This window comes from Sulfitobacter donghicola DSW-25 = KCTC 12864 = JCM 14565, from assembly GCF_000622405.1.
In the GTDB taxonomy this organism is placed as follows: Bacteria; Pseudomonadota; Alphaproteobacteria; order Rhodobacterales; family Rhodobacteraceae; genus Sulfitobacter; species Sulfitobacter donghicola.
Genome location: NZ_JASF01000005.1, coordinates 3,175,126 through 3,200,809 on the forward strand (window position 1 = coordinate 3,175,126; position 25,684 = coordinate 3,200,809).

At 56.6% G+C, this 25,684-nt stretch carries 20 protein-coding genes; 8 read left to right on the plus strand and 12 right to left on the minus strand.

All coding sequences use genetic code 11. The features are described from left to right. Positions 1-12: 12 nt before the first annotated feature. Positions 13-1,233 carry a multidrug effflux MFS transporter gene (locus tag Z948_RS0116830; RefSeq protein ID WP_342665876.1) on the plus strand — a complete coding sequence of 407 codons (1,221 nt, stop codon included), beginning with the start codon at positions 13-15 and terminating at the stop codon, positions 1,231-1,233. A gap of 9 nt (positions 1,234-1,242) precedes the next feature. Here the strand turns inward: Z948_RS0116830 and mfd are convergent, their stop codons facing one another. Then, on the minus strand, positions 1,243-4,737 hold the full coding sequence (gene mfd, locus Z948_RS0116835) for a transcription-repair coupling factor (protein ID WP_025060717.1): 3,495 nt from the start codon (positions 4,735-4,737) through the stop codon (positions 1,243-1,245). Positions 4,738-4,770: 33 nt separating this feature from the next. After that, positions 4,771-5,262 (minus strand): hypothetical protein, encoded by a 492-nt coding sequence (locus Z948_RS0116840; RefSeq protein ID WP_052033212.1) that lies wholly within the window; start codon positions 5,260-5,262, stop codon positions 4,771-4,773. A gap of 167 nt (positions 5,263-5,429) precedes the next feature. Here Z948_RS0116840 and hemB point away from each other — a divergent pair, with 167 nt between their 5' ends. Next, on the plus strand, positions 5,430-6,431 hold the full coding sequence (hemB, locus tag Z948_RS0116845) for a porphobilinogen synthase (RefSeq protein WP_025060719.1): 1,002 nt from the start codon (positions 5,430-5,432) through the stop codon (positions 6,429-6,431). A gap of 316 nt (positions 6,432-6,747) precedes the next feature. Next, complete coding sequence (locus Z948_RS0116850; RefSeq protein WP_025060720.1) at positions 6,748-7,314, plus strand: lipid-binding SYLF domain-containing protein; 567 nt, start codon at positions 6,748-6,750, stop codon at positions 7,312-7,314. A gap of 72 nt (positions 7,315-7,386) precedes the next feature. Here the strand turns inward: Z948_RS0116850 and Z948_RS0116855 are convergent, their stop codons facing one another. After that, positions 7,387-8,259: an NAD(P)-dependent oxidoreductase gene (locus Z948_RS0116855; protein ID WP_025060721.1), complete on the minus strand. Its 873-nt coding sequence runs from the start codon at positions 8,257-8,259 to the stop codon at positions 7,387-7,389. 101 nt (positions 8,260-8,360) lie between these two features. Between Z948_RS0116855 and Z948_RS0116860 the strand changes: the two genes are divergently transcribed. Together Z948_RS0116860 and Z948_RS0116865 are read left to right on the plus strand one after the other, a co-directional pair. Next, positions 8,361-10,829 (plus strand): penicillin acylase family protein, encoded by a 2,469-nt coding sequence (locus tag Z948_RS0116860; protein WP_025060722.1) that lies wholly within the window; start codon positions 8,361-8,363, stop codon positions 10,827-10,829. After that, positions 10,826-11,392 (plus strand): pseudouridine synthase, encoded by a 567-nt coding sequence (locus tag Z948_RS0116865; protein ID WP_025060723.1) that lies wholly within the window; start codon positions 10,826-10,828, stop codon positions 11,390-11,392. Before Z948_RS0116860 ends, Z948_RS0116865 begins: the two co-directional genes overlap by 4 nt. On the opposite strand, the gene hflX is transcribed toward Z948_RS0116865, so the two are convergent. The 9 genes from hflX to dusB form a co-directional block, all read right to left on the minus strand. Then, positions 11,387-12,685, minus strand: a complete 1,299-nt coding sequence (gene hflX / locus Z948_RS0116870) for a GTPase HflX (RefSeq protein WP_052033206.1) — start codon at positions 12,683-12,685, stop codon at positions 11,387-11,389. The genes Z948_RS0116865 and hflX overlap by 6 nt on opposite strands. Then, entirely contained in the window at positions 12,682-12,921 is a 240-nt protein-coding gene (gene hfq / locus Z948_RS0116875; protein ID WP_007119530.1) for an RNA chaperone Hfq, read from the minus strand. The genes hflX and hfq overlap by 4 nt, the downstream gene beginning before the upstream one ends. Positions 12,922-13,046: 125 nt before the next feature. After that, the gene (locus tag Z948_RS0116880; protein WP_025060725.1) at positions 13,047-14,576 is read right to left on the minus strand and encodes a TrkH family potassium uptake protein; all 1,530 of its coding nucleotides are present in this window, start codon (positions 14,574-14,576) and stop codon (positions 13,047-13,049) included. 10 nt (positions 14,577-14,586) lie between these two features. Beyond that, on the minus strand, positions 14,587-15,963 hold the full coding sequence (gene trkA / locus Z948_RS0116885; protein WP_025060726.1) for a Trk system potassium transporter TrkA: 1,377 nt from the start codon (positions 15,961-15,963) through the stop codon (positions 14,587-14,589). Positions 15,964-16,186: 223 nt separating this feature from the next. Further along, positions 16,187-17,581: a nitrogen assimilation response regulator NtrX gene (ntrX, locus tag Z948_RS0116890; protein ID WP_025060727.1), complete on the minus strand. Its 1,395-nt coding sequence runs from the start codon at positions 17,579-17,581 to the stop codon at positions 16,187-16,189. After that, positions 17,574-19,763 carry a sensor histidine kinase NtrY-like gene (locus Z948_RS0116895; protein ID WP_052033211.1) on the minus strand — a complete coding sequence of 730 codons (2,190 nt, stop codon included), beginning with the start codon at positions 19,761-19,763 and terminating at the stop codon, positions 17,574-17,576. The genes ntrX and Z948_RS0116895 overlap by 8 nt, the downstream gene beginning before the upstream one ends. Positions 19,764-19,916: 153 nt before the next feature. After that, entirely contained in the window at positions 19,917-21,284 is a 1,368-nt protein-coding gene (locus Z948_RS0116900) for a response regulator (RefSeq protein WP_025060729.1), read from the minus strand. 12 nt (positions 21,285-21,296) lie between these two features. Next, positions 21,297-22,421, minus strand: coding sequence for a two-component system sensor histidine kinase NtrB (locus Z948_RS0116905; RefSeq protein WP_052033203.1), 1,125 nt, complete (start codon positions 22,419-22,421; stop codon positions 21,297-21,299). Next, positions 22,418-23,395, minus strand: coding sequence for a tRNA dihydrouridine synthase DusB (gene dusB / locus Z948_RS0116910; protein WP_037952332.1), 978 nt, complete (start codon positions 23,393-23,395; stop codon positions 22,418-22,420). The genes Z948_RS0116905 and dusB overlap by 4 nt, the downstream gene beginning before the upstream one ends. A gap of 209 nt (positions 23,396-23,604) precedes the next feature. On the opposite strand from dusB, the gene Z948_RS0116915 reads away from it, so the two are divergent. Genes Z948_RS0116915 through Z948_RS0116925 form a run of 3 tightly spaced genes read left to right on the plus strand, consistent with a single transcriptional unit; the run spans position 23,605 to position 25,683 of the window. After that, a complete protein-coding gene (locus tag Z948_RS0116915; RefSeq protein WP_025060732.1) occupies positions 23,605-24,735 on the plus strand; it encodes a bifunctional 2-C-methyl-D-erythritol 4-phosphate cytidylyltransferase/2-C-methyl-D-erythritol 2,4-cyclodiphosphate synthase in 1,131 nt (376 codons plus the stop codon). Then, complete coding sequence (locus tag Z948_RS0116920; RefSeq protein ID WP_025060733.1) at positions 24,732-25,217, plus strand: phosphatidylglycerophosphatase A family protein; 486 nt, start codon at positions 24,732-24,734, stop codon at positions 25,215-25,217. The genes Z948_RS0116915 and Z948_RS0116920 overlap by 4 nt, the downstream gene beginning before the upstream one ends. Further along, positions 25,207-25,683 (plus strand): CinA family protein, encoded by a 477-nt coding sequence (locus tag Z948_RS0116925; protein ID WP_037952329.1) that lies wholly within the window; start codon positions 25,207-25,209, stop codon positions 25,681-25,683. The genes Z948_RS0116920 and Z948_RS0116925 overlap by 11 nt, the downstream gene beginning before the upstream one ends. Position 25,684 lies beyond the last annotated feature (1 nt).

Below are 25,684 nucleotides of genomic sequence, written 5' to 3' on the forward strand. Positions count from 1 at the left end.
TCGGAGCGCGGCGTGCCCCCTTCCTCAGATTCCTTCAAAATGGGCCGGACCGAGTTCGTCGCCCTAATGGCCATGATGATGGCGGCGATTGCATTCTCTATCGATTCAATTTTGCCAGCCCTGCCGACCATTGCCGCCGAACTCTCCCCCGACGCGCCTCAGCAAGCGCCGCTTATCCTCAGCATGTTCCTTTTGGGGCTGGGGGTTGGCACATTTTTCACAGGCCCCCTTTCTGACGCCTATGGCCGCAAGCCGCTAATCCTGTTTGCCAGCGGGCTTTATATCCTCGGCGCTGCCGTGGCTTGGGCAGCGCAAAGCCTAGAGGTCATTCTATTTGCGCGTGTTCTTCAGGGGTTGGGGGCCTCTGGGCCACGGGTTGTTTCGATTGCGATCGTTCGCGACCGCTTTGCGGGGCGACAGATGGCTCAGGTTGTCTCCATTATCATGATGATCTTTACCTTGGTGCCAGCGGTTGCACCTTTGTTGGGTGAATTCATCATCCATTTGACTGGCTGGCGCGGCATCTTCCTGTCCTTCATCCTTTTTGCAGTCATCATTTGCGTCTGGATGTCCTTTCGACTGCCTGAAACGCTCCCCGTTGAAGACCGCCGCCCAATGCGCCTGACGTTGATGTTTTCTGCGGTCAAAGAAATGGCAAAACACCAAGTTGTTCGATTGTCGATCTTTGTGCAGACATTGATCATGGGCTGCCTGTTCCTCACGCTCATGCTGGTTCAACAGGTGTATGACCTTGTCTATGCGCGGGCGGATGAGTTTCCCTATTGGTTCTTCTTAGTCGCCATTTTATCGGGAAGCGCGGGCCTGCTGAATGCTTTGCTGGTTGTTCGGTTCGGCATGTATCGCCTTGTGACCCTTGCCTTGGCGTTCCAAATCCTCTTCTCAGGAGCCTTTGTCCTGTTTGATCTGGGCGCGGGACCCTATGGGTTTTTCTTCTTCGTCTTCTGGCAAACCACTATTTTCTTTCAGGCTGGAATGACATTGGGCAATCTGAACGCCCTCGCGATGGAGCCGATGGGCCATATCGCGGGCATGGCTGCCTCGGTTATTGGTGCGCTTTCTACTGTTGGTGCAGTGCTGATTTCTGGCCCGCTTGGAACAATGATCCATGGTGACGAACGGCTGTTAGCGGCGTGCGTGTTTGTGCTGGCCTTTGTGGGCTGTCTAACAATGTTGTGGATGGGCAGAGCCCTGAAAAAGCAGGCGGTAGGGTAAAGCAGCCGCTTAAGGCGTTTTCGCCTTTTTCTTGGCTGCTTTTTCTTTTGCGACAACATGTTCTGCCAGATCACGGGCGATGGAAAACGCACCCTTAATCTTATCCGTGTCCGATTTCCAATCGCGGCGCACAACGATCTTGTTGTCTTTTACCTTGGCCAGCCCACGCTGATCCTGAATGAACTGGACCAGCCCTTCGGGTGAGGCGAATTTATCGTTGTGGAACTGGATCGTTGCGCCCTTTGGGCCCCCGTCGAGCTTTGATATCCCTGCCCGTTTACACATGGCTTTGATCCGCACGACCAACATCAGCGTGTTTACTTCGCGTGGCAGTTTACCAAAACGGTCGATCAGCTCGGCCGCGAAACCTTCCAGCTCGACCTTTTTGGTCAGCTCTGACAGGCGACGGTATAGGCCTAGGCGCACATCAAGGTCGGGCACATAGTCATCAGGGATCAGCACAGGCACGCCCAGATTGATCTGCGGCGCCCATTGGCCATCGCTATCCACCACGCCTTCCAACTCACCCGAGCGGATTTTGGAAATCGCTTCTTCGAGCATGGATTGGTACAGTTCAAACCCGACATCACGCATCTGGCCTGATTGCTCTTCGCCCAGCAGGTTCCCTGCCCCGCGAATATCCATATCCTGAGACGCCAGCGTAAACCCAGCGCCCAACGTGTCGAGCGATCCGATCACACGCAGACGCTTTTCTGCTGTGGCGGTCAGCTTTTCCCGTGGCTTGGTCGTCAGATAGGCGTAGGCGCGGGTTTTTGATCGGCCAACGCGCCCTCTGATCTGATAAAGCTGCGCAAGGCCGAACATATCGGCACGGTGCACAATCATCGTGTTTGCGGTTGGGATATCCAGACCGCTTTCCACAATTGTTGTGGCCAGCAACACGTCAAAGCTGCCGTCATAAAAGGCGTTCATGCGCTCATCCAGCTCGCCCGCGGCCATCTGGCCATGAGCAACAACATAGGTGAGCTCGGGCAGTTGCTCTTTCAGGAAGGCTTCGATCTCGGGCAGATCGCTGATCCGAGGCACCACATAAAAGGACTGGCCGCCACGGTAATGTTCACGCAGCAAGGCTTCGCGCAGGGTGACCGCGTCAAACTCGCTCACATAGGTGCGGATGCTCAGGCGATCCACCGGAGGCGTGCCGATGATGCTAAGGTCACGCACCCCCGTCAGCGATAGCTGCAGCGTGCGCGGGATCGGCGTGGCCGTCAGCGTCAGCACGTGAACATCTGTGCGCATCGACTTTAGCCGCTCTTTGTGGCCCACGCCAAAATGCTGCTCTTCGTCGATAACCAACAGGCCCAGGTCTTTGAATTTGATCGTTTTTGCCAACAAAGCATGGGTGCCGATGACGATATCCACCGTGCCTTTGGCAATGCCGTCACGGGTTGATGCGGCCTCTTTCGCAGTGACAAAACGGCTTAGCTGGCGCACCTCAATCGGAAAGCCGCGAAACCTTTCTGCAAAGCTTTTGTAATGCTGACGCGCCAGCAGTGTCGTTGGCGCGATCACGGCCACCTGAACACCAGACATCGCCGCCACAAAGGCCGCGCGCATCGCCACCTCGGTTTTGCCAAAGCCCACATCCCCGACAACAAGGCGATCCATCGGATTGCCCGAGGTCAGATCGTCAATCACATCGCCAATCGCGCTCAGCTGATCATCCGTTTCCTGATACGGGAAGCGCGCTGAAAACGCATCCCACATGCCCTCTGGCGGTTCCAGAACGGGCGCACGGCGCAAAGCGCGTTCCGCAGCGATCCGGATCAACTTATCCGCCATTTCGCGAATGCGCTCTTTCAGCTTGGCCTTTTTCGACTGCCAAGCACCGCCGCCCAGTTTATCCAGCAGCCCCTCTTCGTGGCCATATTTGCTGAGCAATTCGATGTTTTCGACAGGCAGATACAGCTTTGAAGCTTCGGCATATTCCAGCACCAGACATTCATGGGCGGCCCCAACGGCCGTGACCACCTCCATGCCCAGATAGCGGCCAATCCCGTGATCGACATGCACCACCAGATCATTCGGCGTAAGGCTTTGAACCTCAGAGAGGAAGTTTTCCGCCCGTTTCTTGCGTTTTGGGCGGCGGATCAGGCGATCGCCCAGTACATCCTGCTCAGAGATAACCGTCAGGCGCTCGGCATCACCAGCCTTACCCAAAGGCGCCTCAAACCCGTGTTCCAGCGCCCAAACCGCCAGATGCAAGCCCCGCCTGCCTATACGTGTGGCATTCGGGATCGGAATTGCCTCGGCGAGGCCTTCTTCTTCGATTAACCCTGTCAGACGTTCACGCGCGCCCTCGGAATAGCTGGCGATCAGAACCGGACCCAGCTCTAGCTTTGCTTTAATGTGAGATGCCAAGGCACCGAAAAGACTGATACTTTCTTGCTGCCGCTCTGGAGAGAAGTTGCGGCCAATGCGCCCGTCGGCGTCCAATGCATTCGGACCCGTCGGCTGGGGCAAAGAGGCAAGCTGCAGCACGCGGCGATCCGCAATCGCCGCTTCCCACGCTGCATCATCTAGGTACAGCCCCTCAGCGGGTGCTGGTTTATAGACGCTGTCCATTTTTGAGCGGTTGGCCATCGCGATTTTGCGCGTCTCGTATTGGTCCGCAACGCTGTCCCAGCGCGCCAAACGCATCGGCGTTAGCTGGTCATCCAGTGTGACAGTGGCCTCGGGCAGATAATCAAACAGCGTTTCCAGCTTGTCGTAATACAACGACAGCCAATGTTCGGCGCCTTGATGTTTGCGCCCCGCCGAGATCGCCTCATACAGCGGGTCATCCGACCCCGCCGCGCCAAATTCGATGCGATAGTTCTGCCGGAAACGGGTGATCGCGGCCTCGTCCAGAATAACCTCAGAGACGGGCGCAAGTTCGACCAGATCCAGCTTTTCGGTGGTGCGTTGCGTTGCAGGGTCAAAACGGCGCGCCCCGTCCAGCACATCTCCGAACAGGTCCAATCGCACAGGGCCCAAATCACCGGGTGGGAAAATATCAATGATGCCACCGCGCACGGCGTAATCGCCCGGCTCCATCACCGTTGGGCTTTGCACAAACCCCATGCGCACCAAAAAGGCGCGCAGCCCCTTTTCATCTACGCGCCCGCCAACGCTGGCGCTCCATGCTGCGTCGCGCAGGATATCGCGTGCCGGCACGCGCTGTGTCGCCGCGCCAAGAGTGGTGAGCAGGATAAACCGGCTGGGCATCCCATGCACCAGCCCCGCAAGCGTTGCCATACGCTGCGCCGAGATATCCGCATTGGGCGAAACACGATCATAGGGCAGGCAATCCCACCCCGGAAAGACGATCACGGGCATATCCGGCGCGAAAAAGCGCAGCGCCTCTTGCATCGCGGCCATGCGTTTGTCGTCGCGGGCAACATGGATCAAGGGCGCTGAGGATTTCTCCGCCTCGGCCAGCAGCAGCTTTGCGTCAAACCCTTCGGGTGCGCCAGATAGCGTAATATGCGTAGCGGTTTTCATAAGCAGCGTGATGGGGTGATCGGCGTAAAACTGTCAACCACCAAGAGGACCAACATTGATATTCTGATACATCCCCCACAGGGCGGTCACAAAAATCGAAACCATCCCGATGATTTGCGTATACAGACGGTGCCGCATCAGCCGTTTTTGCAGCCTTTCGCCCCGCGCCTCTTCCTCTTGGATCAGGCGGGCCGTTGAAATGCTGACCAGCCCAACAAGCGATAGCGGAAAGGCCAGTAACATCAGGGATTGGGCAAATTCATTTCCGTAGATGAACCCCAACAGCCCCAACATGGTCAGGAAAAAACAGGCAAACCCCGCAATCCAAAGCCCAGAAACCTGCGCGATAAACAACAATCTGTTGGAGTTGATCCGAACAAGATCTTCCAGATCAATCTCGGCCTGTCCGCCGTGGCGTTTGGCGCGCAGAACCATATCAAATGGCACCCCCAGCCCATAGTGGCTGGTCGTCGACCAAACAACGGCCAGAACAATCCAGAACCACAGGTTCGAGAAAGATCGCATGTCAATCAGTTCAAAAAGTGTATCGTACCAGTCCAAAACATTTTTCCATACTACTCGCTCTACGTGTCATAGCCCGAGGCAGTTGCGATTCCCAGCCCCTCACAGCACTTGAGCGCAGTGGCGATACATGTCAATTCTAACGGGCCACATACCAAAGGAAAACCCCCATGCACCCCATCCAAGCACCCTACCCCGCAACGCGTCTGCGCCGGACCCGTCAAAACGACGGCATTCGCGGCTTGGTTCGGGAAAATTACCTTAGTGCGGCTGACTTTATCTGGCCGGTGTTTGTGCGTTCCGGCACCGATATCGTCGAGGAAATTCCCTCGATGCCAGGGGTGATGCGCCGTTCGGTTGACCGTATCGTTGACGCCGCAATCGAGGCGCGCGATCTGGGGATCGGCGCGCTTTGCCTGTTTCCCTATACTGGGTTGGAAGAGCGCACCGAGGATTGCGCTGGCGCGTGGGACCCTGAAAACCACACCAACCGCGCCATTCGTGCAATCAAGGCTGCAGTTCCTGAAATGGTTGTCATGACCGATGTGGCGCTGGACACCTATAACATCAACGGCCACGACGGCTTTGTTGAGGATGGCGAGATCGTGAATGACCGAACCGTTGAGGCGTTGGTCAAGATGTCGCTGGAACAGGCGCGTGCGGGCGCCGATATCATCGGGCCATCCGACATGATGGACGGGCGCATCGGCGCCATCCGCAATGCGCTTGAGACCGAAGGCCACCAAAAGGTCATGCTGCTCAGCTATGCTGCGAAATATGCCAGCGCCTTTTATGGCCCTTTCCGTGATGCTGTTGGCGCGTCTGGAGCGCTGACGGGTGACAAGAAGACCTATCAAATGGACCCCGCCAACAGTGATGAGGCCCTGCGGCTGGTGGCGCGCGACTTATCTGAGGGGGCAGATATGGTTATGGTCAAACCGGGTCTGCCTTATCTGGATATTTGCCGCCGTGTGAAAGACGCCTTTGGCGCGCCGACCTTTGCCTATCAGGTCTCTGGTGAATACAGCATGATCAAGGCAGCAGCCGCTGCGGGTATGGTCGATGAAGAGCGCGTGATGATGGAAAGCCTCATGGCCTTTAAGCGCGCTGGCTGTGACGGGATCCTGACCTATTTCGCCCCAGCAGCGGCGCGTTTACTGAACGCACAGTAAAAACTGCGCCACAGGAAACGCCATCGCTGCCGCCCTGAAACGGAAGGCATTTCATCACCTATGGTGCTTTTGAAACATGGCGGGAACGAAACTGTGATGTTTAAACGGGCGTGAATTCGGACAGAGATCGCCAGAAAAAGTCTAATCGGCAGAAAAACCTTGTTCAATATCAGATAGCTACGCGAAACATCGCAAGCCAAAGCATCTTTCCGCCCAAACCATCAAATACAATGACACCGCTGAAAAAAACAACTATTGTAGCGCCAAGCCGGACAATACCGGCAAATTGAGCAGTGATATAACTACAGGCAAACCAATGAAACAGACTCTTTTATCGCGCCGCGCGTTTGCGTTGGGCGCGGCGGCTTCCACCGGTGCTTTGGCGGCATGCGGCAACGGTGTGGGCTCTACAGGTGCTGGCACAATCGATGCGCGGGTGAACACAACCCTTGCTGAAATGTACCGCGCCTTTCCGAACACGGCGACCCTAGCCGAAAAATCCAATGGCATGCTGGTCATGCCTTTGGTGACCGAAGCAGGCCTTGGGCTGGGCGCGGCCTATGGGCGTGGCGCGTTGCGGGTCAATAACACTTCGGTTGATTATTATTCCGTGACCAAAGCTTCGGGTGGCTTGCAGATCGGTGCGCAGCAATATGCGCATGTTCTGTTCTTTATGACGGACGATGCGCTCAGCGATTTCCGCCGCTCACCTGGTTGGGCTGCGGGGGCGAACATTGAATATGTGATTTCAGATCGGGGTGACAGCGTGAACGCCGATACAACCACCGTTCTTTCGCCCGTTCTGGCCGTTGTCTTTGGCCGTGCTGGTCTGCGCGTTGGTGCGACCCTTGAGGGCAGCAAATACACGCGCATCATCCCCTAAAAGAACCGACAAAAGCCCGAGGCGCCGCGTTTCTGCGGCGCCTCGGGTTTCTTAATGCGTTTTCAGCTAGCCTTAGCCCATCTTGCGCAAGCGTTGGATCAGGCTGGATGTATCCCAACGTCCGCCGCCCAATTTCTGAACATCCTTATAAAACTGATCAACCAGCGCCGTCAGCGGCAGGCTTGCATCGATTTCATCAGATGTATCCAGACAGATCCCCAAATCTTTGCGCATCCAATCTACGGCGAAACCATGTTCGAATTCATCATCCAGCATGGTTTCATAGCGGTTGGCCATCTGCCAACTTCCCGCCGCCCCTTGCGAGATCACCTCAACCACGGCGCGCCCGTCCAGCCCAGCCTTTTCCGCGAAATGAAGCGCCTCTGACAGGCCCTGTACCACGCCCGCAATGGCAATCTGGTTGCACATTTTGGTCATCTGCCCTGCACCGGACTCGCCGATCCGGCGGCAAATCTTGGCGTAAACCTCCATCACCGGAAGGGCGCGGTCGAATGTTTCGGCCTCTCCGCCGCACATGATCGACAACACTGCGTTTTCCGCGCCAGCCTGACCGCCCGAGATCGGCGCATCGATAAACCCGATCCCCGCTGCGGCAGCTTTGCCAAACAGCTCACGTGTAACCGCCGCTGAAACGGTTGTGTGGTCAACAAAGACACTGCCCTTTGCCATTCCGGCAAAGGCCCCATCATCCCCCAAGGTGACAGATCGCAAATCATCATCATTGCCAACGCAACTCATCACAAAATCCGCCCCTTCGGCGGCCTCCTTCGGAGTGAGCGCCATCGCCCCGCCATAGGTCTTGACCCAGCTTTCGGATTTTGCCGCTGTTCGGTTGTATACGGTGACCTCATGGCCTGCTTTTTGCAGGTGACCCGCCATTGGTCCGCCCATTACGCCCAATCCTAAAAACGCCAACTTGGCCATGTGCTTTTCCTTGCTTTAATGTTGCGCTATTGCTGCCTTTACCTAGCACTCTGGCCCTCAGGGTCAAACCTTAGCTAGGCTTGATTTCGAAAGGTTTTTCTATGGCTTTGGTGTTTCGCTGGCTCATTCGTCTTGCTGCGGCCTTGCTGGTTCTCAGCGTTTTAGCGGTGAGCATGGTCTACTGGCTCGCCTCGCGATCCCTTCCTGATTACACGGCCGAGGTCAGAGTTCCGAACCTTGAACGCCCTGTCGAGATTGTTCGTGACAACGCAAACGTGCCGCACGTCTTTGGGTCTGAGGACGCAGACGTGTTCTTTGGGCTTGGCTTTGCCCATGCCCAAGACCGCTTGTGGCAGATGACCACGTTGCGCCGCACGGCACAGGGGCGCCTTTCCGAAGTGTTTGGGGCAACCACATTGGATGTGGATAAACTGCTGCGCCGCTTTGACATTTACGCGCTTTCTGTTGCGTCGCTAGAGGCCATGGACGAGAAAACCCAAAACGCATTGCGCGCCTATGCAGCAGGTGTGAATGCGCGGTTGGACCAGATTAACGATGATGCCTTGGGCCGAGGCGCGCCCGAGATGTTTTTGTTTAACGCGCCGATGGCGCCGTGGCGCCCTGCCGATAGTGTTGCGATCATTAAACTCATGGGGCTTCAACTGTCTGGCCACCTCGACGCCGAAGTGGTTCGCGCACGCATCTCACTGGCTCTTCCAGACGAGGCCCGTATCCGTGACATTCTGCCAGATGCACCAGGAGCAGGTGTGGCGGCTTTGCCCAAATACGCAGGCCTGTTCCCCACCGCGCGGCAATTTTCGCAGACGGTGCCGTTTAAACCCCATCCCCTGTCGCCCTTTAAACGCACCGCCCTTGCTGGCGCATCAAATGCATGGGCTGCGGCCCCATCGCGTTCGGCTTCGGGGGGGACATTGTTGGCCAACGATCCCCACCTTGGCTTTACCGCGCCAGCGATCTGGTATCTTGCGCGGCTCGAGCTGCAATCAGGCGGCGTGATCGGGGCAACCATCCCTGGTGTTCCTGTTGTTTTGACAGGCCGTTCGGCAGACCTTGGCTGGGGGCTCACGTCCTCGTACCTTGATGATCAGGACGTTTATATCGAAGAGATAAACCCCGCCAATCGCGAAGAATACCGCACGCCTGACGGCTTCAAGAAATTCCTCACCCGCTCGTCGATCATCAATGTCAAAGACCAAGATCCCGTCACCCTGACCTTGCGCTGGACAGACAACGGCCCCGTCCTGCCCGGCAGCCACTATAACCTTGCCAGCGTAACACCACCCGGTCACGTGGTATCGGTGAACTGGACTGTTCTGAGCCAACGGGACACAACCCTTCAGGCCGCCATCGAATTGATGAGCGCCAAAACAGTCGGTGAAGGGATAGCTGCGGCTTCGCTGTTTATCGCACCCTCTCAAAACCTGACTTTGGTAGATCGCGAAACGATCGCAATGAAAACCATCGGGGCCGCGCCAAAACGCGACCCGAACCACCAAAGCCAAGGGCGAATGCCCAGCCCCGGCTGGATCGCAGCCAACCGTTGGCAGGGGACTTTGCCCTTTACCGCAAACCCCGGATTTGTGGCGCCTGCTGGGGGTATCTTGGGCAATACTAACAACAAAACCGTTCATCGCCCCTTTCCGAACCACATGTCCTTTTTATGGGGTGACACGCAGCGTATCCAGCGCTGGCAGCGTTTAATGCAAGGGCGTCAGGTTCATACCCGCGATAGTTTCATCGAGGCGCAGCTGGACACAGTCAGCTTTACCGCGCGCTCGCTTTTGCCGCTTATCGGGGCCGAACTGTGGTTCACGGGCGAAGCCGCCCCTGCGGGCACAACCGAAGCCCTCCGCCAGCGTGCGCTGACGCTATTGGCGGGCTGGTCAGGAGAGATGAACGAACACCTGCCAGAGCCGCTGATCTATGCCACATGGCTACGCGCCCTACAGGATCGCCTGATCCGCGATGAATTGGGCCCCTTGGCGACAGAGTTCGAACATGTCGAACCTTTGTTTATCGAACGTGTCTTCCGCGATGTTGAAGGGGCCTCGGCGTGGTGTGACGTCTTTCAATCCGCGCCCGTTGAAACCTGCGCTGACATGGCAAGGCTCGCCTTGGATGATGCGCTGCTGGAGATTTCACAAACCTATGGAACCGCTCTGGAATCCCTGCGCTGGGGTGATGCACATCAGGCAACCCACGATCACCCTGTTTTGGGTCAGGTTCCGGTGCTGCGCTATTTCGTGAACATCCGCCAAAGCACCTCTGGTGGCGATCACACGCTGATGCGGGGCCGCACCAAAGGCAGCGCGCCGAACCCGTTCCATAACGTCCATGGCGCTGGATACCGCGGAGTATATGACTTTGCCGATCCTGATAGCTCGGTTTTTGTGACCTCGACTGGACAATCAGGCCACTTCCTGTCGCGCCATTATGACGATCTGGCCCAGCTTTGGCGGCGCGGTGAATACATCCCCATGTCACTGGACCAAGACCTCGCGCGGGCCGCTTCGGTGGGCGTGACACAGCTGATCCCGCAAAACCAATGAGCAATCGCGTCATCCTCTTTAACAAGCCCTTCGGCGTCTTGTCTCAGTTCACTGATAAAGGCACCGAAGGGTCGCCCCGCCCGACCCTGTCAGGGTTTATCGACGAAAAAGGGTTTTACCCCGCAGGGCGGCTGGACCGCGACAGCGAAGGGCTGATGGTGCTCACCGATCACGGCCCGCTACAAGCGCGGATATCCAACCCCAAGTACAAACTGGAAAAAACCTATTTGGTGCAGGTTGAAGGCACGCCAGATGAGGCGGCGCTAAAGGCGCTTCGGCAGGGGGTGACGCTGAAAGACGGCAAAACCCGCCCTGCCCGTGTGGACCAGACAGAGGCACCAGATGACCTGTGGCCGCGCGACCCGCCTGTGCGGTTTCGCAAATCTGTACCCGACGAATGGCTGCGCATCACGATATCCGAAGGGCGTAACCGTCAGGTCCGCCGCATGACTGCCCATGTGGGCCTGCCGACCCTGCGGTTGATCCGTGTTCAGGTAGGGGAATGGCAGCTCAACCAGTTGCGCCCTGGTGCGTGGCGGTTTGCCTCGGCAACGGGGTTATAGCCGCTGATAGGCCGCTTCTACATCCGCTGACCAGCGCACGGTGAGGGCAAAACCCTCTTCCGTTTGCTCTTCGTTCACGACGACATCTTGGGAAAACAGCCATGCGCGTTTGCGCCCCTCGGCAAAGCTGAGGACCAGATCGGCAGTGCGCAGCGCCCCTTGCAGGGCTTCGGCAACGGTTGTTTGCAACCCATCCAGCCCCTCGCCCGTAATCGCCGAGATCGCCAGAACGGTTTCATCGCGCGCGGCACGTTCGCGCATGGCATCGGCGGCATCCTCGCTGAGCAGGTCCAGCTTGTTCCAGACCTCAAAGGTGCGGGTTTCTTCGGGCACGCCAAGGGACGTCATGATGTCGCGCACATTGCGCGCCTGCGCTTCGGTCTCGGCATGGGACACATCGCGCACATGCAGGATGATATCAGCGGCCAAAACCTCTTCGAGGGTCGCACGGAAGGCGGCGACCAGCTCGGTTGGCAAATCAGAGATAAACCCAACCGTGTCGCTAAGAATGATCTCTGGCCCATCCAATAGCTCAAGGCTGCGCATGGTTGGATCAAGCGTGGCAAAGAGCATGTCTTTGACCATCACATCCGCCCCCGTAAGGCGGTTGAACAGCGTCGATTTACCCGCGTTTGTATATCCGACAAGCGCCACAATCGGATAGGGAACCTTGGCCCGCGCTGCACGGTGAAGCGCGCGGGTTTTCACCACTTTTTCCAGCTGTCGACGCAGGCGAACCAGCTGTTCGTCAATGGCACGGCGGTCAGCCTCGATCTGGGTTTCACCCGGCCCCCCGACAAACCCTAAACCGCCCCGCTGGCGTTCTAGGTGGGTCCAAGCACGCACAAGGCGCGTGCGCTGATAGTTCAGCGCCGCCATTTCGACCTGCAAAACACCTTCGCGGGTGGCCGCACGGTCGCTAAAGATTTCGAGGATCAGCCCTGTGCGATCCAGCAGCTTTACGTTCCACGCTTTTTCAAGGTTGCGTTGCTGAACAGGCGTGACAGGGCCGTCGATTAAAACCAGCTCAACCTCATTGTCATGCAAAAGGGTGCTGATTTCGTCAATTTTACCGCTGCCAAACAGATACCCTGCACTGACCGCGCGCAAAGGCACAACGTCAGAGCCGACAACCTCTAGGTTCGGCAGGGCCTCGGCCAAGGCGACCGCTTCGCCCAAAGCAGCCACAGGTTCGCGGCGGCTGTTATCGCTTTTTATATCGGGATGGAGGACCCAAGCACGCGTTTGCGCGGGGCCGTCGGTTTCATCGATCTGGAATTGCGCCTTGCTCAAGAAGCGTCTTCGCCCTCATACAGGCTGATCGGCTGGCTAGGCATTATGGTCGAAATCGCATGTTTATAGACCAGCTGAGACTGACCATCACGGCGAAGCAGAACACAAAAGTTGTCAAACCAGGTGATAACACCTTGAAGTTTAACGCCATTAATCAGAAAAATGGTTACTGGTACTTTGGTCTTACGTACGTGGTTCAGGAACGCATCCTGCAGGTTCTGTCTATCAGACGCCATAGTTTGATCTTTCATTATTCTTATAGGTGGCCGCAATCGACCCGTCAGTTTTTAACTATGGATTGCAGATTCTAAAGTTACCACCCCAAAAAGCCAGCATAGACATACCGCAGCGCCAAGCCGTGTCAGCTTCGCCACAGATCAGGCGTTAACAATGCAATAATCGCCAAGGTCTCTAAACGCCCCAGCACCATGGCACCTGCGAGAATGAACTTGGCCGTATCGCTGAGCGACAGCAGCACAATCGGGGTCTCGCCACCCACTTCGGTAAGGGGTCCTGTTGTTGACAGGGTTGCGACGGCCAACACCAAGGCCTGATCAAATGATACTCCAACAAGGGTCAGCGCCAGCGTCACCGCAGCAAAGGACAGGGCAAGCAGCATAAAGAAAATCCACGCGATATAGGCCCCGCCAGATTGCAGGCGCCGCCCGACAACCCCTGCCCCTGAAACGGAATTCGGATGCACAAGGCGCTCCATCTCGCGAACGCCGTTCCGATACAGCGCAAATACGCGCAGCAACTTTACCCCGCCAGCCGTTGTCGCAACACCGCCCCCGATCAAGGCAAGCCCCATCAGGATCAACCCCGGCGTGCCCAGCCCAGACCAGCTTTGGGTTTCGGACCAGAATTGTGAAACAAAACCGGTGGTCGACAGGAAGGAGATGACCGTAAAGACAGAGCCCCATAGCGCGCGGATCGGACCCGTTGTGCCTTCACCTGCGTCAATCTCATATGCGCCGATGAAATGACGGCCAAACAGGATCAACGGCACCAGAATGACAAAACACAGGCCGATGCGAAACTCGGGATCGGTGCGCAAGCCACCTTGGGTCGCGGTCATCGTATCCGAGGAAAACGTGAGACGCGACAAGGCGAAAAGCATAAACATCGCCATCACCATTTCAGCGATAACACCGCCCGCTGCGGGATCACCACCGGCTGTAATACCCGATGTCGCCATGACGGACATCGCATGGCAGATCGCGTTTAACGGCTGCTGCCCTGCAAACATCAACAACACCCACAGCAGCAGGGTTAGCCCCCCATAAAGCGGCCCCAATGTCTTGAGCGCCCGCCCGATCCGTTCTCTTGGGCTCAGGGGTGCTGCGGTAAACACACCTGTTTCGCGGCGTCCTGGTTCGGCTTGGGCCGTCACCTCAAACCCGCCCAGATTAAGCGGCGCAAGGATGGCCACGGCAGCCACCCACATGAGCAAACCGCCCATCCACCCCACCTGAGCCCGCCACAGGTGCAAGGTCGTGCCAAGGCGGTCTGGGTCTTCGAACAATGTTGCGCCTGTCGTTGTCAGCGCGCTCAGCATTTCGAAATAGGCATTTACATATCGGGTGGTTGGCAAGGCCTCGACAAAAGGGATCGCAAAGATCGCTGGCAAAAACACAAAGGCCGAAAACAGCGAGAGCAATGGCCCCAACGCCCCCTCCTGCGGCGCGCGGCCCGCATGGGCGATGCCAATCAGTAAAAAGGCGACACAGCCCAGCAAACCAGCATAGAAAAACGCCTGACTGGCCCCATGCTGATCCGTGATCAAAGCATATGCAGCGGGCACCAGCATAGATGCCGTGCCCATCCCGAGCATCAGCAAAAACAGCGGTAGCTGCGTCAGATCATGTCTAAGTTTGCTTTGGCGGCGCACAGCGGCCCCTTTAGAAAAAGTCGATGGAAACCTGCATCAGCTGTTCTAGCTGTGCAACATCTTTCGCAAGCACAAAGACCGCGATCACATCGCCCTCTTCGATACGGGTATCCCCCATCGGCCTGATGATTTCATCCCCTTTGCGCACGGCGCCCACCAATGCCCCTTCGGGGAAATCGATTTCGTTGATCTTTTTACCGGCAATCGGTGAGGTTGATAGAACCTCTGCCTCGATCACTTCGGCCTCGGCATCCCCGATAGAATAGACCGAGCGCACCCGCCCATGGCGGATGTGGCGTAAAATAGAGCTCACCGTGGTGGAGCGTGGGTTGATATAGGCGTCGATCCCCAAAGGCTGCATCAAAGGCACCAGAGTGGGATCGTTGATGAGCGCAATCACATAGGGGCACCCTTCGGATTTGGCCCGCACACAGGCCAGCATGTTGGTTTTATCGTCATCCGTAATCGCCAACATCGCATCAGCGCGGTTGATCCCCGCCTCAGACAAAAGGGCTGCATCCAACCCGTCACCGTTCAACACGATGGTGCGCTCTAACGCTTCGGCGGCACGTTCGGCGCAATGGCGGTTCTTTTCGATCACTTTGGCACGGATACGTTTGGCCCGTTTTTCCAAGGTTAAAGCGACCGACAGCCCGACATTCCCGCCGCCGACAAGGACAACACGGTCTTGGCTAGAGGTCTTTTTCCCAAAGATTTCCATCGTTCGGGAAATGTCGTTTCGATGCACAAAGATATAGGCATCATCACCCGCGAACAGCTGGTCTTTTGGCTCTGGCGCAAACAATGTTCCGTCGCGGCGCACCCCGACAACAACAGCACGCAGCGTTGAAAACAGGTCGGTTAACTGACGCAAAGGGGTATTTAGCACTGGGCTGTCTTCATCCAGCGTAATGCCCAATAGCTGCGCATGCCCATCCATAAAGATTTCTGTGTCAAAGGCCTCTGGCGCGGCAAGACGTTGAAGGGCGGCTGTCGCCACTTCGCGTTCGGGGCTGATCACAACGTCGATGGGCAAATGATCCCGACGGTATAAATCAGAGTAGATCGCATCGAGATAGGATTGCGAGCGCAGGCGCGCAATTTTGCGGTTAATCCCGAAAACCGAATGCGCCACCTGACAGGTGACCATATTCACCTCATCCGAATGGGTTGCCGCGATGATCATATCCGCGTCGCGCGCCCCTGCCCGATCCAGAATATCGGGATAGCTGGCAAAGCCTGCAACCCCTTGCACATCCAGCGTATCAGTGGCGCGGCGCACCAGATCGGCGTTGTTATCAACAACCGTTACATCATTTTGTTCGCCCGAAAGGTGACGCGCAATTTGCCAGCCAACTTGGCCTGCACCGCAAATGATAACTTTCATGATGTGGAGATCCCCTGCTGCGTAGGCTGCGTTTTGGGCTGCCGACACGCTTGTGCCTGAATACAGGTTAGAAATGTCAGAAGGCGAAGGTGCGGTCAATTCAAATGTCAAAACGCCCACATGCCGAAGTGCTCGGACATATGGGCGTTGAAATCAAACCGCGGGGTTGGATACCTGAAGCTAGATCAATCTTTATTGTTCAAATTCAAATGCCTACAGGCCGCTATTCATCCACATGCGCAACGCGGGTACCTGATTTTGCGGATGTTACCACACCAAGGCTCTTCAATTTGCGGTGCAGGGCGGAACGCTCCATCCCGACAAAATTTGCGGTCCTGCTGATATTTCCGCCAAATCGGTTGATCTGGGTCAGCAGATATTCCCGTTCAAAGGCCTCGCGGGCTTCGCGCAGTGGCAGGCTGGCCATAGCGCCAGAGAGAACCACGCGGCCCTCTTCCTCGCTGCTGTCCTCTTCGCCGGGTAGTTCGCGCGCCTCGATGGGGGCTGTTCCCTCGCCGAGGATCAAAACACGTTCAACCAGATTTTTAAGCTGGCGCACGTTGCCCGGCCAGACCATCGTCTGCATCAAAGCCTGCGCATCGTCGGATATTTCGCGCAGTGCCAAGCCTTGCGATTTGTTAAACTCACCAATGAAATACTCTGCCAGCAGCGGAATATCCTCGCGCCGCTCGGCCAAGGACGGCACAGCAATCGGCACCACGTTCAGGCGATGGTATAGCTCTTCACGGAAGGTGCCTGATTGAATTTCAGCTTCTAGGTCTTTGTTTGTGCTGGAAACCACCCGCAAATCGACGCGAATTTTATCGCTCCCGCCGACACGTGTGAACTGCTGGTCGACCAACACGCGCAGGATTTTTGACTGCGTCCCAAGGGGCATATCCGCGACTTCGTCGAAATAGACAACGCCACCGTGCCCTTGTTCAAGCAAGCCAGGTTCGACACCCCGTTCTGATGACTCACGCCCAAACAGGACCTCCTCCATCCGCTCAGGCGCGACACCTGCGCAGTTCACCGTGATGAAAGGCGCTGAGGCGCGGTTGGAATTGGCGTGGATGTAGCGGGCAGCGACTTCCTTACCTGAACCAGCCGGCCCCGAAAGCATAACGCGGCCATTGGATTTTGTGACTTTATCCAGCTGGCCAACCAGCGTGCGGAACGCGCCCGAATTGCCCACCATTTCGGTGTTTGAACTGTCTTTGCGTTTCAGCGTGACGTTTTCGCGGCGCAATCGTGAGGTTTCCATTGCGCGGCGAATAACAACCATCAGCTGATCAATGTTAAACGGCTTTTCAATGAAATCATAAGCCCCTTGTTTGATCGCCGCGACGGCAATTTCAACGTTCCCATGGCCCGAAATAATGACCACAGGCACATCTGGGTAATCCCGTTTTACCGCCTTGAGGATGTCGATCCCGTCCATTTTGCTATCTTTTAGCCAGATATCGAGGATCATCAGCGCAGGTTGTTCGGCAACAACCGCAGCCATCGCATCATCCGAGTTGCCCGCAAGCCGCGTAGCAAAGCCCTCGTCCTCCAGAATATCCGAAATCAGCTCGCGAATATCGCGCTCATCATCCACAATCAGAATGTCACTCATTGTTTTGCTCCTCACTGCCCGCATTTGGATCGGCGCCTAGCAGCAGAGTAATTTCCGCCATCGCACCAAAATGTTTCTGCCCCTCAAAAACGGGAGCATCCGAGAGGACAAGGCTGCCGCCGTGTTCCTCAATAATCTTCTTAACAATCGGCAGCCCAAGGCCCGTGCCTTCGCTGCGTGTTGTTACATAGGGTTCAAACAATCGCGCGCGATCTTCGGGCAAGCCGATGCCGTTATCCGCAATTGTGATATGTGCCGTTTCGCCTTCGATGCTGAGTTTGACATGTACCTGTGGAACCAGCCCGTCGGGGGCGCCTTTTTCGCGAAGGGTATCGATTGCCTCACCTGCGTTTTTGATTAGATTTGTTAACGCCTGTGTAATCATTGTCCCGTCGATAAGGGCGGGGATTTCTTCGGTTGGCACATCAGATATGAGTTTTATGTCCGGTCTGCCGGTTTTTTGCAGCAGAACCGCGTCGCGCAAAAGCTGGCTTAGATCCTGAGGTTTGCGCTCAGGTTCTGGCATGCGGGCGAATTTTGAAAATTCATCGACGATGCGGCGCAAATCGCCTGTCTGGCGGATGATCACACCTGTCATTTGTTCCAGACTATCGCTGTCTTCACCCAGTTTCGGGCCAAATTTGCGTTTGATCCGCTCGGCACTCAGCTGGATCGGTGTGAGCGGGTTTTTGATTTCATGGGCGATACGGCGGGCAACATCCCCCCATGCGGCCATGCGCTGTGCGCTCACCAGATCGGTCACATCGTCAAAGGCCACAACATATCCTTCAAGCCGCCCATCTGCCGTGCGCCGTGTGGCCATTCGCACCAGCAGATTTTCCAACCGCCCGTGGCGTGAAACCTTGATCTCTTGTTGAGCAGATTCGGTTGTCGCCCCCACCAAGGTTTCAAAGAGCGGCCCGAACTCGGGCACGGCGACAGCCAATGCGAGCGACTGTTGGTTTTCTTCCCAATCCAACAGGCGCATGGCCGAACGGTTTACAAAGGTCACCCGCCCTTCGGGATCAAGCCCAACAACACCAGATGTCACCGAGCTTAGAACAGAATCAAACAGGCGGCGGCGGCGTTCGATCTGGCGGGTGTTATCCAGCAAAGTATTGCGCTGCCCCTTTAGCTGCTTTGTCATCTGGTTAAAGTAACGCCCCAACATGGCGATCTCGTCGTCGCCATCATCTTCGCGCACTTGAACATCCAAATCCCCTGCCCCCACGCGCTGCGCTGCGCCTGTCAAACGGCCAACAGGGCCTGAAAGGCGTTCGGCAAACCACAGGCCCAGCCATACGGCGGCCAAAATGATGATCACCGCAAAAGCCAGATACAAAAGACCAAACTCAAACAGCATCCTGCCGCGTTCGCTTTCTAACTGTTGGTAAAGGCGCACTGTTTCTTGCGTATCATCCAGAAGGCTCAGGATTTCGCCATCCACATCACGCGACACATATAACAGCCGATCTACAAAAGAGTTCAGCCGCACAAGCGCGCGGAATTCATTGTTGCCCCAATCCTCGATGATCAGCACTTCGGTTTCGCCCACACCTGCGATTTGATCAGCGGAAGGTTTATCAAAATCAAATAGATACGAGCGATCTCCGCGGGCGCGAATTTCGGCGGTTCCGTCGATCATATAGGCTTCGCGCAGGCCGCGTTGCACTTGGCGTTGGCCTTCGCTCAACAGCTCACTATCGCTGAGGCGGTTACCCGAACGGCGCGCGCGATCAATACTGCGCGCCAAGGCAAGCGCGTCATCGCGCAACCCCTCACGCTCTTCCCCTGCATAGGCTTCGGCAGCCAACAGCGAATTCCCCACCACCACACGGACGCGTTCAGAAAACCAGCCCTCAATTCCCACATTGATGGTCAGCACGGCAAATACAGCCACAGAAACCGTTGGAATCAGCGCCATCAGCGCAAACACACCCGTCAGCCGCAGGTGCAGCCGCGACCCTGCCGATTTGGCACGCCGCGCCGCGATCAGCCGCGCAACCTGCGCCAGAACCAGCGCCGCCAGCGCCAGAATATAGATGAGATCAAGAAGCAGAATCAGGCGCAGCGTATCTGTGCTGCCCTGATCCAAAGGACCAAGCGCAAGATAGGTCGCCAAAGCCAATAGAGGCCCCAAAACAACCAAACCAAAGGTGGTTAACGTGCGCACACGTTTCATCCGCCGCAAACGCGACAGCTGAGCCAACCATGAACTGCGTGTTCGGGAAACCACGCGTGGATCCTCACCTGATGTGGTGCAAACGCACCGTACCGCCATATTATGTGGTCCTAACCAAGGTTGTCCCTTGATGGCCACGCTTATGTGACAGTTTTACATCATTTTTCGACCACGTGTAACCTCTATTTCGAGGTCTGTGATCTTCTTTCGCAAAGTATTTCGGTTAATACCCAACAGTTCCGCACATTTAGCCTGATTTCCAGAGGTCGCCGCCAGTGCAACTTCCAACAGGGGCGCTTCTACTTCGCGTAGAATCCTTTGATAGAGCCCCGGAGGGGGGAGCATATTTCCATGCAACTCAAAGTAGCGGCGAATGTGGCGTTCGACACTTGCCCCCAGCTTTTCGCCATTGCCAACAGCCCGTGTCGGCTCTGGCCCTGGTTGACCACCAATGACCTGCCCCGCTTCGGCGGCTGAAATCTCGGCTGCACGGCTGGTGAGGGCCAATTGGCGCATGGCGTGTTCCAGCTGGCGCACATTCCCAGGCCAAGTGTAGTTGGACAGGATTTTTGTCGCCCCTTCGGATAATTCGCGAACCGCACCATTCCCTGCATCGGCTTTCTCTAGGAAATGCGACGCAAGAAGGGGGATGTCTTCGACGCGATCCCGAAGCGCAGGCACATGCAGCGTCGCCCCTGAAAGGCGATAGTAAACATCCGGGCGCATGCTGCTTTCAGCAGATTCTGCCCCCAGATCTGTTTGCGATGTTGCAATAAAACGCGGAGGGTTTTCCGTTTCCGCATCCATCATCCGCGCAATTCTGGCCTGAATTTCACCCGAGATATCGCCGATTTCATCGATTAACAAAGTACCACCGCGTACTTTTGCCATAACCTTTGCCGGCCCTTCGATATCGCGCAGGTCTGCTTCGGTTACTGTCACAAACGGCATAGAGCGGCGATCAGAGAGGTCATGAATGGCCCGCGCAATCAGAGATTTCCCTGTGCCGTTCTCGCCCCAGATCAAAACAGGAAGGTCGGCGTTCATCACCCGCGCAATCACCCGATAAAGCGCCTGCATAACAGCGGTGCGCCCAACCATTGGCAAATCATCTTCGTCATTTTCTGTGCGCGGATCGGCCATGCGCCGTGGCGTTCCTGACCGCTCTAGCGCACGGGCTGTGCGCTTCATCAGGTCGGGAAGGTCAAAGGGTTTTGGCAGATAGTCATAGGCCTGCGCATCGGCCGCTTTGATCGCCGTCATGATCGTGTTTTGCGCCGAAATCACAATAACAGGGAGTTCCGGTCGGTCCTGTGCGATCTTGGGCAGCATTTCCAGCCCATTCCCGTCTGGCATCACTACATCCGTGATCACCACATCACCCTTCCCTTCGCCAACCCAACGCATCAGCGTGGTCAAGCTGGACGTCGCATGCACTTTACAGCCTGCGCGCGTCAAAGCCTGAGTGAGGACTGTCCGAATTGTGCGATCGTCATCAGCGACTAGAACCGTGCCGTCCATTGCAAAACTCCTTTATTCAGGTTTTCTACCTGAGCCTTTAATTTTATCTTGGGGCGCATCTGCGCGTGGCAGAGAGATACGGAACACCGTACGCCCCGGTGTTGAGGAAACAGAAATCCAGCCATCGTGCTCTGAGATGATCTTGCTCACCAAAGCAAGCCCCAGCCCCGTGCCGTTTTCACGACCCGATACAAATGGCTCAAACACATCGCCTGCGATGCTGTCAGGCAAACCCGGACCATCGTCGATCACTTCGATCTGTAGAGGCAATGCGATCCCTTGGCCGTCGGCGCGGCGCAAACGGAAGGAATGTTCATAATAGCTGTGAAGGCGGATGGTCCCGCCGCTTTTTGCTGCGGCTTCGGAGGCGTTTTTGACCAGATTCAGAACCACCTGCAAAAGCTGGTCTTTATCCCCCCAAGCCATCGGCAATGAGGGGTCGTAATCTTCGATGATTTTCATATGAGACCCAAAACCCAGCAAGGCAGATCTGCGGGCGCGATCCAGCACATCGTGCAGGTTCACCTCGCCCCTTTCGGGTTGGGTCAGGTTGCCAAATTGCTCGACCTGTTCCAGCAGCTTAACGATCCGGCGGCTTTCAGCGACGATGAGGTCGGTCAGCTCCAGATCCTCTTTGGCAAGGTTCATGCTCAGAAGCTGGGCCGCGCCCGTAATACCAGCAAGCGGGTTTTTGATCTCATGGGCCAGCATCTCAGCCATGCCAATGGCCGATTTAGCAGCAGATTTCACCGATTGGTTCTGCGTCATCCGCCCAGAGAGTTCGCGCGGCGAAATCATCAGGATCATCACCCCAGGAACACCCGATAAAGGGGCAACCTGAAGCAGCGATTGCAAGGGCGCGCGTTGGCCGCTGCCCACATCGACATCATTCACAAACAGGGTTGTCTCGGACTCGCGCGCGCGGGCAAAAGCCTCTTCCAGCGGCGCATCAACGGCCACTAAATCCCAGACAGGAATGCCACGAACGGCCTTGGCCGATGCGTTCAAAAACCCCTCAGCAGCAGCGTTAGCATCCAAGATCAAATCATCGCTCCCCACCAATAAGGCAGGCACGGGAAGAGAGGCCCAAAGCGCCCCTTCTGCGGGCAGCAGTGCTGTTTGCGATTCCACGCTCATGCCGCGGCATCCTTTTCAACGGGGCCCAAAGCAGAGGGCAGCAGGATCATCGTTTCCTCCACACTGCGGGCTGTCAGCACAGCACGCCGTGCGGCATCAGGGGTTTGGGCGTGATCCATATACCACCCCAAATGTTTACGAGCGACCCGCAGCCCCAATTTGGTTCCATAAAACCTCAGCATCTCGTCGTAATGCTCCATCACCATATCAACAAAGCCACGGCCCTGCGGAATAACAGGTGCGGGTGTTCCGTAGATTTCATGGGCAATCTGCGCCAACAGCCACGGCTGCCCCTGCACACCGCGCCCAACCATGACCCCCTGCGCGCCGGATTGGGCAAGCGCCTGACGGGCGGTGGTGGCGTCAATGATATCGCCATTTGCAACAACCGGCACATCGACCGCCTCGACAACGCCGCGAATGGCAGCCCAATCTGCGCTACCTTTGTAAAACTGGCAGCGCGTGCGCCCGTGAATTGTGATCATCTGAATGCCTGCGGCCTCTGCACGGCGCGCAATATCTGGCGCGTTCAGCATCGCATCATCCCAGCCAAGCCGCGTCTTTAGGGTGACAGGCACCTCAACCGCGTCCACAACCGCTTCGATCAGGCGCAGCGCGTGATCTGGCGTTTTCATCAACGCCGATCCTGATGCCCCCTGCGTGACCTTTTTGGCGGGGCAACCCATATTAATATCAATGATGCGCGCCCCTTGATCTTCGATCATCTTGGCCGCTTCGGCCATGGGTGCGGCTTCTCGGCCTGAAATCTGAACAGATGTCCCCTCAACCCCGATCCCCAGCTCGGCCTTTTCGCGTGTTCCTGGCCGTTCGGTCAGCCATTCCCCCGATGCGATCATCTCGGACACCACCAAGCCTGCGCCAAATTGCGCGACCAAGTTGCGGTAAGGTAAATCGGTTATTCCGGCCATTGGTGCCAGAAAAACAGGTGGAGTAAGATCCAATGGTAAACTCATGGCAGACAGTGCTTAATCCTTAGGCGAATGCACATCAGATAGCGTAAGCTGTTTGAATAGACAACAAATACGCCCCCATTCCCCCCCATCGTCGGCGCCTATTTGCCCAATATTTAAGCACCACCGCCCGAGCGACAAAATTCGCCCGCTCATTGCGGAGGGCTCAAGTTTTTCTTAATACAGTGTGAAACCAGTCAAAGGTCACCACAATGCGCGTATGTGCCTTAATAGTAGCTGCCGGCCGTGGCACACGGGCCGGAGGGCCACGGCCTAAACAATGGCAATCGCTGGGAAAAACCCGCGTCATTGACCACACGCTCGCCACGTTTGAGGGCCATAAAGAGGTCGCGCAGATCGCCATCGTGTTGCATCCTGACGATATGAACGAGGCGCCTTATTTTACACAGCGGGGTGTCAAAGTCGCCATCGGCGGCGCCGAGCGCAGCGACTCGGTGCGTGCCGGATTAGCGGCCCTGCCCGATTGTGATTTGGTTTTGATCCACGACGCAGCCCGCCCCTGTGTAAGCGCGCAAGTGATATCAGATGTTATTGCCGCGTTGGAAACCAGCGATGGTGCCGCCCCCGGTGTCGCGGTGAGCGACGCCTTGTGGGTTGGCGACAAAAACTGCGTGTCAGGCACCAAAGACCGAAACGGTCTATTTGCCGCGCAGACGCCGCAGGGGTTTCGGTACAAACAGATTGTCGCAGCACATGCCGATTACGTTGGCACAGCTGCGGATGACGTTGCCGTGGCGCGGGCTGCGGGCCTGAACGTAACCATAACCGCAGGCGATCCTGAGAACATCAAGATCACAACACCAACAGATTTTGCCCGCGCAACGCGGATATTGGAGAAGAAGATGGATATACGCACCGGCAACGGGTTTGACGTACACGCGTTTGGCCCCGGTGATCACGTGATGCTATGTGGCGTGAAAATCCCCCATGATCACGGCCTTGTCGGCCATTCTGATGCGGATGTTGGGCTGCATACTATTACCGATGCGATTTACGGCGCTTTGGCAGCTGGTGATATCGGAACACACTTCCCTCCCTCGGACCCACAATGGAAAGGCGCGCAAAGCCATATCTTTTTGCGCCATGCCGCCGATCTGGCCCGCGACCAAGGGTTTACGATCACCCATGTGGATTGCACCCTCATCTGTGAACACCCAAAAGTCGGGCCGCATGCAGCCGCCATGCGCGCGGCGGTCGCCGACATGATCGGGATCGACGTTGACCGCACATCGGTAAAGGCCACCACTTCGGAGAGGTTAGGCTTTACCGGTCGCGGCGAGGGCATCGCCTGCATGGCAACAGCAACATTGGTGAAAACATGATCGCACGTATGATAGGAACCGTTTTGGGGGTCGGGTATCTGCGCCCCGCCCCTGGCACTTGGGGTTCGCTTGTGGCGCTGCCTTGGGCGTGGCTTTTGCATGTTATCGGCGGGTTGCCTTTGCTGGTCATTGGCATCATCGCAGCCTTTCTAAAAGGCTGGTGGGCAACCGCGCAGATGACATCGGGCAGTGACGATCACGACCCCTCAGAAATCGTGATCGACGAATTGGTAGGCCAATGGATCGCGCTTCTTCCCCTTTCGATCGCAAGCTGGCGCATGGGGATTGATATCACGGTGATGTGGCCGGGCTGGATCGCGGCCTTTGCCCTGTTCCGCCTTTTTGACATCTGGAAGCCGTGGATTGTGGGCTGGGCCGATCGTCGCGGCGACGCCTTGGGCGTGATGCTGGATGATGTTTTTGCAGGTATTTTTGCAGCCATTGGCGTGGTGGTGATTGCAGGCCTTTATCATGCGTTCTGAAATCCTTGACCTTGCAAAACAGCGCGGTGTGATGATTGCCACGGCAGAAAGCTGCACCGCGGGCATGGTCGCTGCTGCGCTTACAGATTTGGCAGGGTCTTCCGCGGTATTTGAACGTGGTTTTGTCACCTACACAAACCGCGCAAAAATAGAGATGCTGGGCGTTCAGCAGCAAACTCTAGAGGCGCATGGCGCGGTCTCTGAACAGGTCGCGCAGGAAATGGCACAGGGGGCGCTGCGTAACAGCGGCGCGCAGTTGACCGTTTCTCTCACGGGCATCGCTGGTCCGGGCGGATCTGAACATAAACCCGAAGGTCGGGTATGTTTCGGCGTGGCCAGTGCAGACGGCTGTTTTAATGAAACCGTCGAATTTGGCGCCTTGGGAAGAGAGGCTGTGCGCTGTGCGGCACGGGATCACGCGCTAGGTCTGCTTCAAAACGCACTTTTACAAATGCCGCCAAAATAGG

Coding starts and splice junctions, on each gene's coding strand:
- mfd (WP_025060717.1), bottom strand. CDS start 4,737: ATGAAAACCGCTACGCATATTACGCTATCTGGCGCACCCGAAGGGTTT.
- Z948_RS0116840 (WP_052033212.1), bottom strand. CDS start 5,262: ATGCGATCTTTCTCGAACCTGTGGTTCTGGATTGTTCTGGCCGTTGTT.
- hemB (WP_025060719.1), top strand. CDS start 5,430: ATGCACCCCATCCAAGCACCCTACCCCGCAACGCGTCTGCGCCGGACC.
- Z948_RS0116850 (WP_025060720.1), top strand. CDS start 6,748: ATGAAACAGACTCTTTTATCGCGCCGCGCGTTTGCGTTGGGCGCGGCG.
- Z948_RS0116855 (WP_025060721.1), bottom strand. CDS start 8,259: ATGGCCAAGTTGGCGTTTTTAGGATTGGGCGTAATGGGCGGACCAATG.
- Z948_RS0116860 (WP_025060722.1), top strand. CDS start 8,361: ATGGCTTTGGTGTTTCGCTGGCTCATTCGTCTTGCTGCGGCCTTGCTG.
- Z948_RS0116865 (WP_025060723.1), top strand. CDS start 10,826: ATGAGCAATCGCGTCATCCTCTTTAACAAGCCCTTCGGCGTCTTGTCT.
- hfq (WP_007119530.1), bottom strand. CDS start 12,921: ATGGCGTCTGATAGACAGAACCTGCAGGATGCGTTCCTGAACCACGTA.
- trkA (WP_025060726.1), bottom strand. CDS start 15,963: ATGAAAGTTATCATTTGCGGTGCAGGCCAAGTTGGCTGGCAAATTGCG.
- ntrX (WP_025060727.1), bottom strand. CDS start 17,581: ATGAGTGACATTCTGATTGTGGATGATGAGCGCGATATTCGCGAGCTG.
- Z948_RS0116895 (WP_052033211.1), bottom strand. CDS start 19,763: ATGAAACGTGTGCGCACGTTAACCACCTTTGGTTTGGTTGTTTTGGGG.
- Z948_RS0116900 (WP_025060729.1), bottom strand. CDS start 21,284: ATGGACGGCACGGTTCTAGTCGCTGATGACGATCGCACAATTCGGACA.
- Z948_RS0116905 (WP_052033203.1), bottom strand. CDS start 22,421: ATGAGCGTGGAATCGCAAACAGCACTGCTGCCCGCAGAAGGGGCGCTT.
- dusB (WP_037952332.1), bottom strand. CDS start 23,395: ATGAGTTTACCATTGGATCTTACTCCACCTGTTTTTCTGGCACCAATG.
- Z948_RS0116915 (WP_025060732.1), top strand. CDS start 23,605: ATGCGCGTATGTGCCTTAATAGTAGCTGCCGGCCGTGGCACACGGGCC.
- Z948_RS0116920 (WP_025060733.1), top strand. CDS start 24,732: ATGATCGCACGTATGATAGGAACCGTTTTGGGGGTCGGGTATCTGCGC.
- Z948_RS0116925 (WP_037952329.1), top strand. CDS start 25,207: ATGCGTTCTGAAATCCTTGACCTTGCAAAACAGCGCGGTGTGATGATT.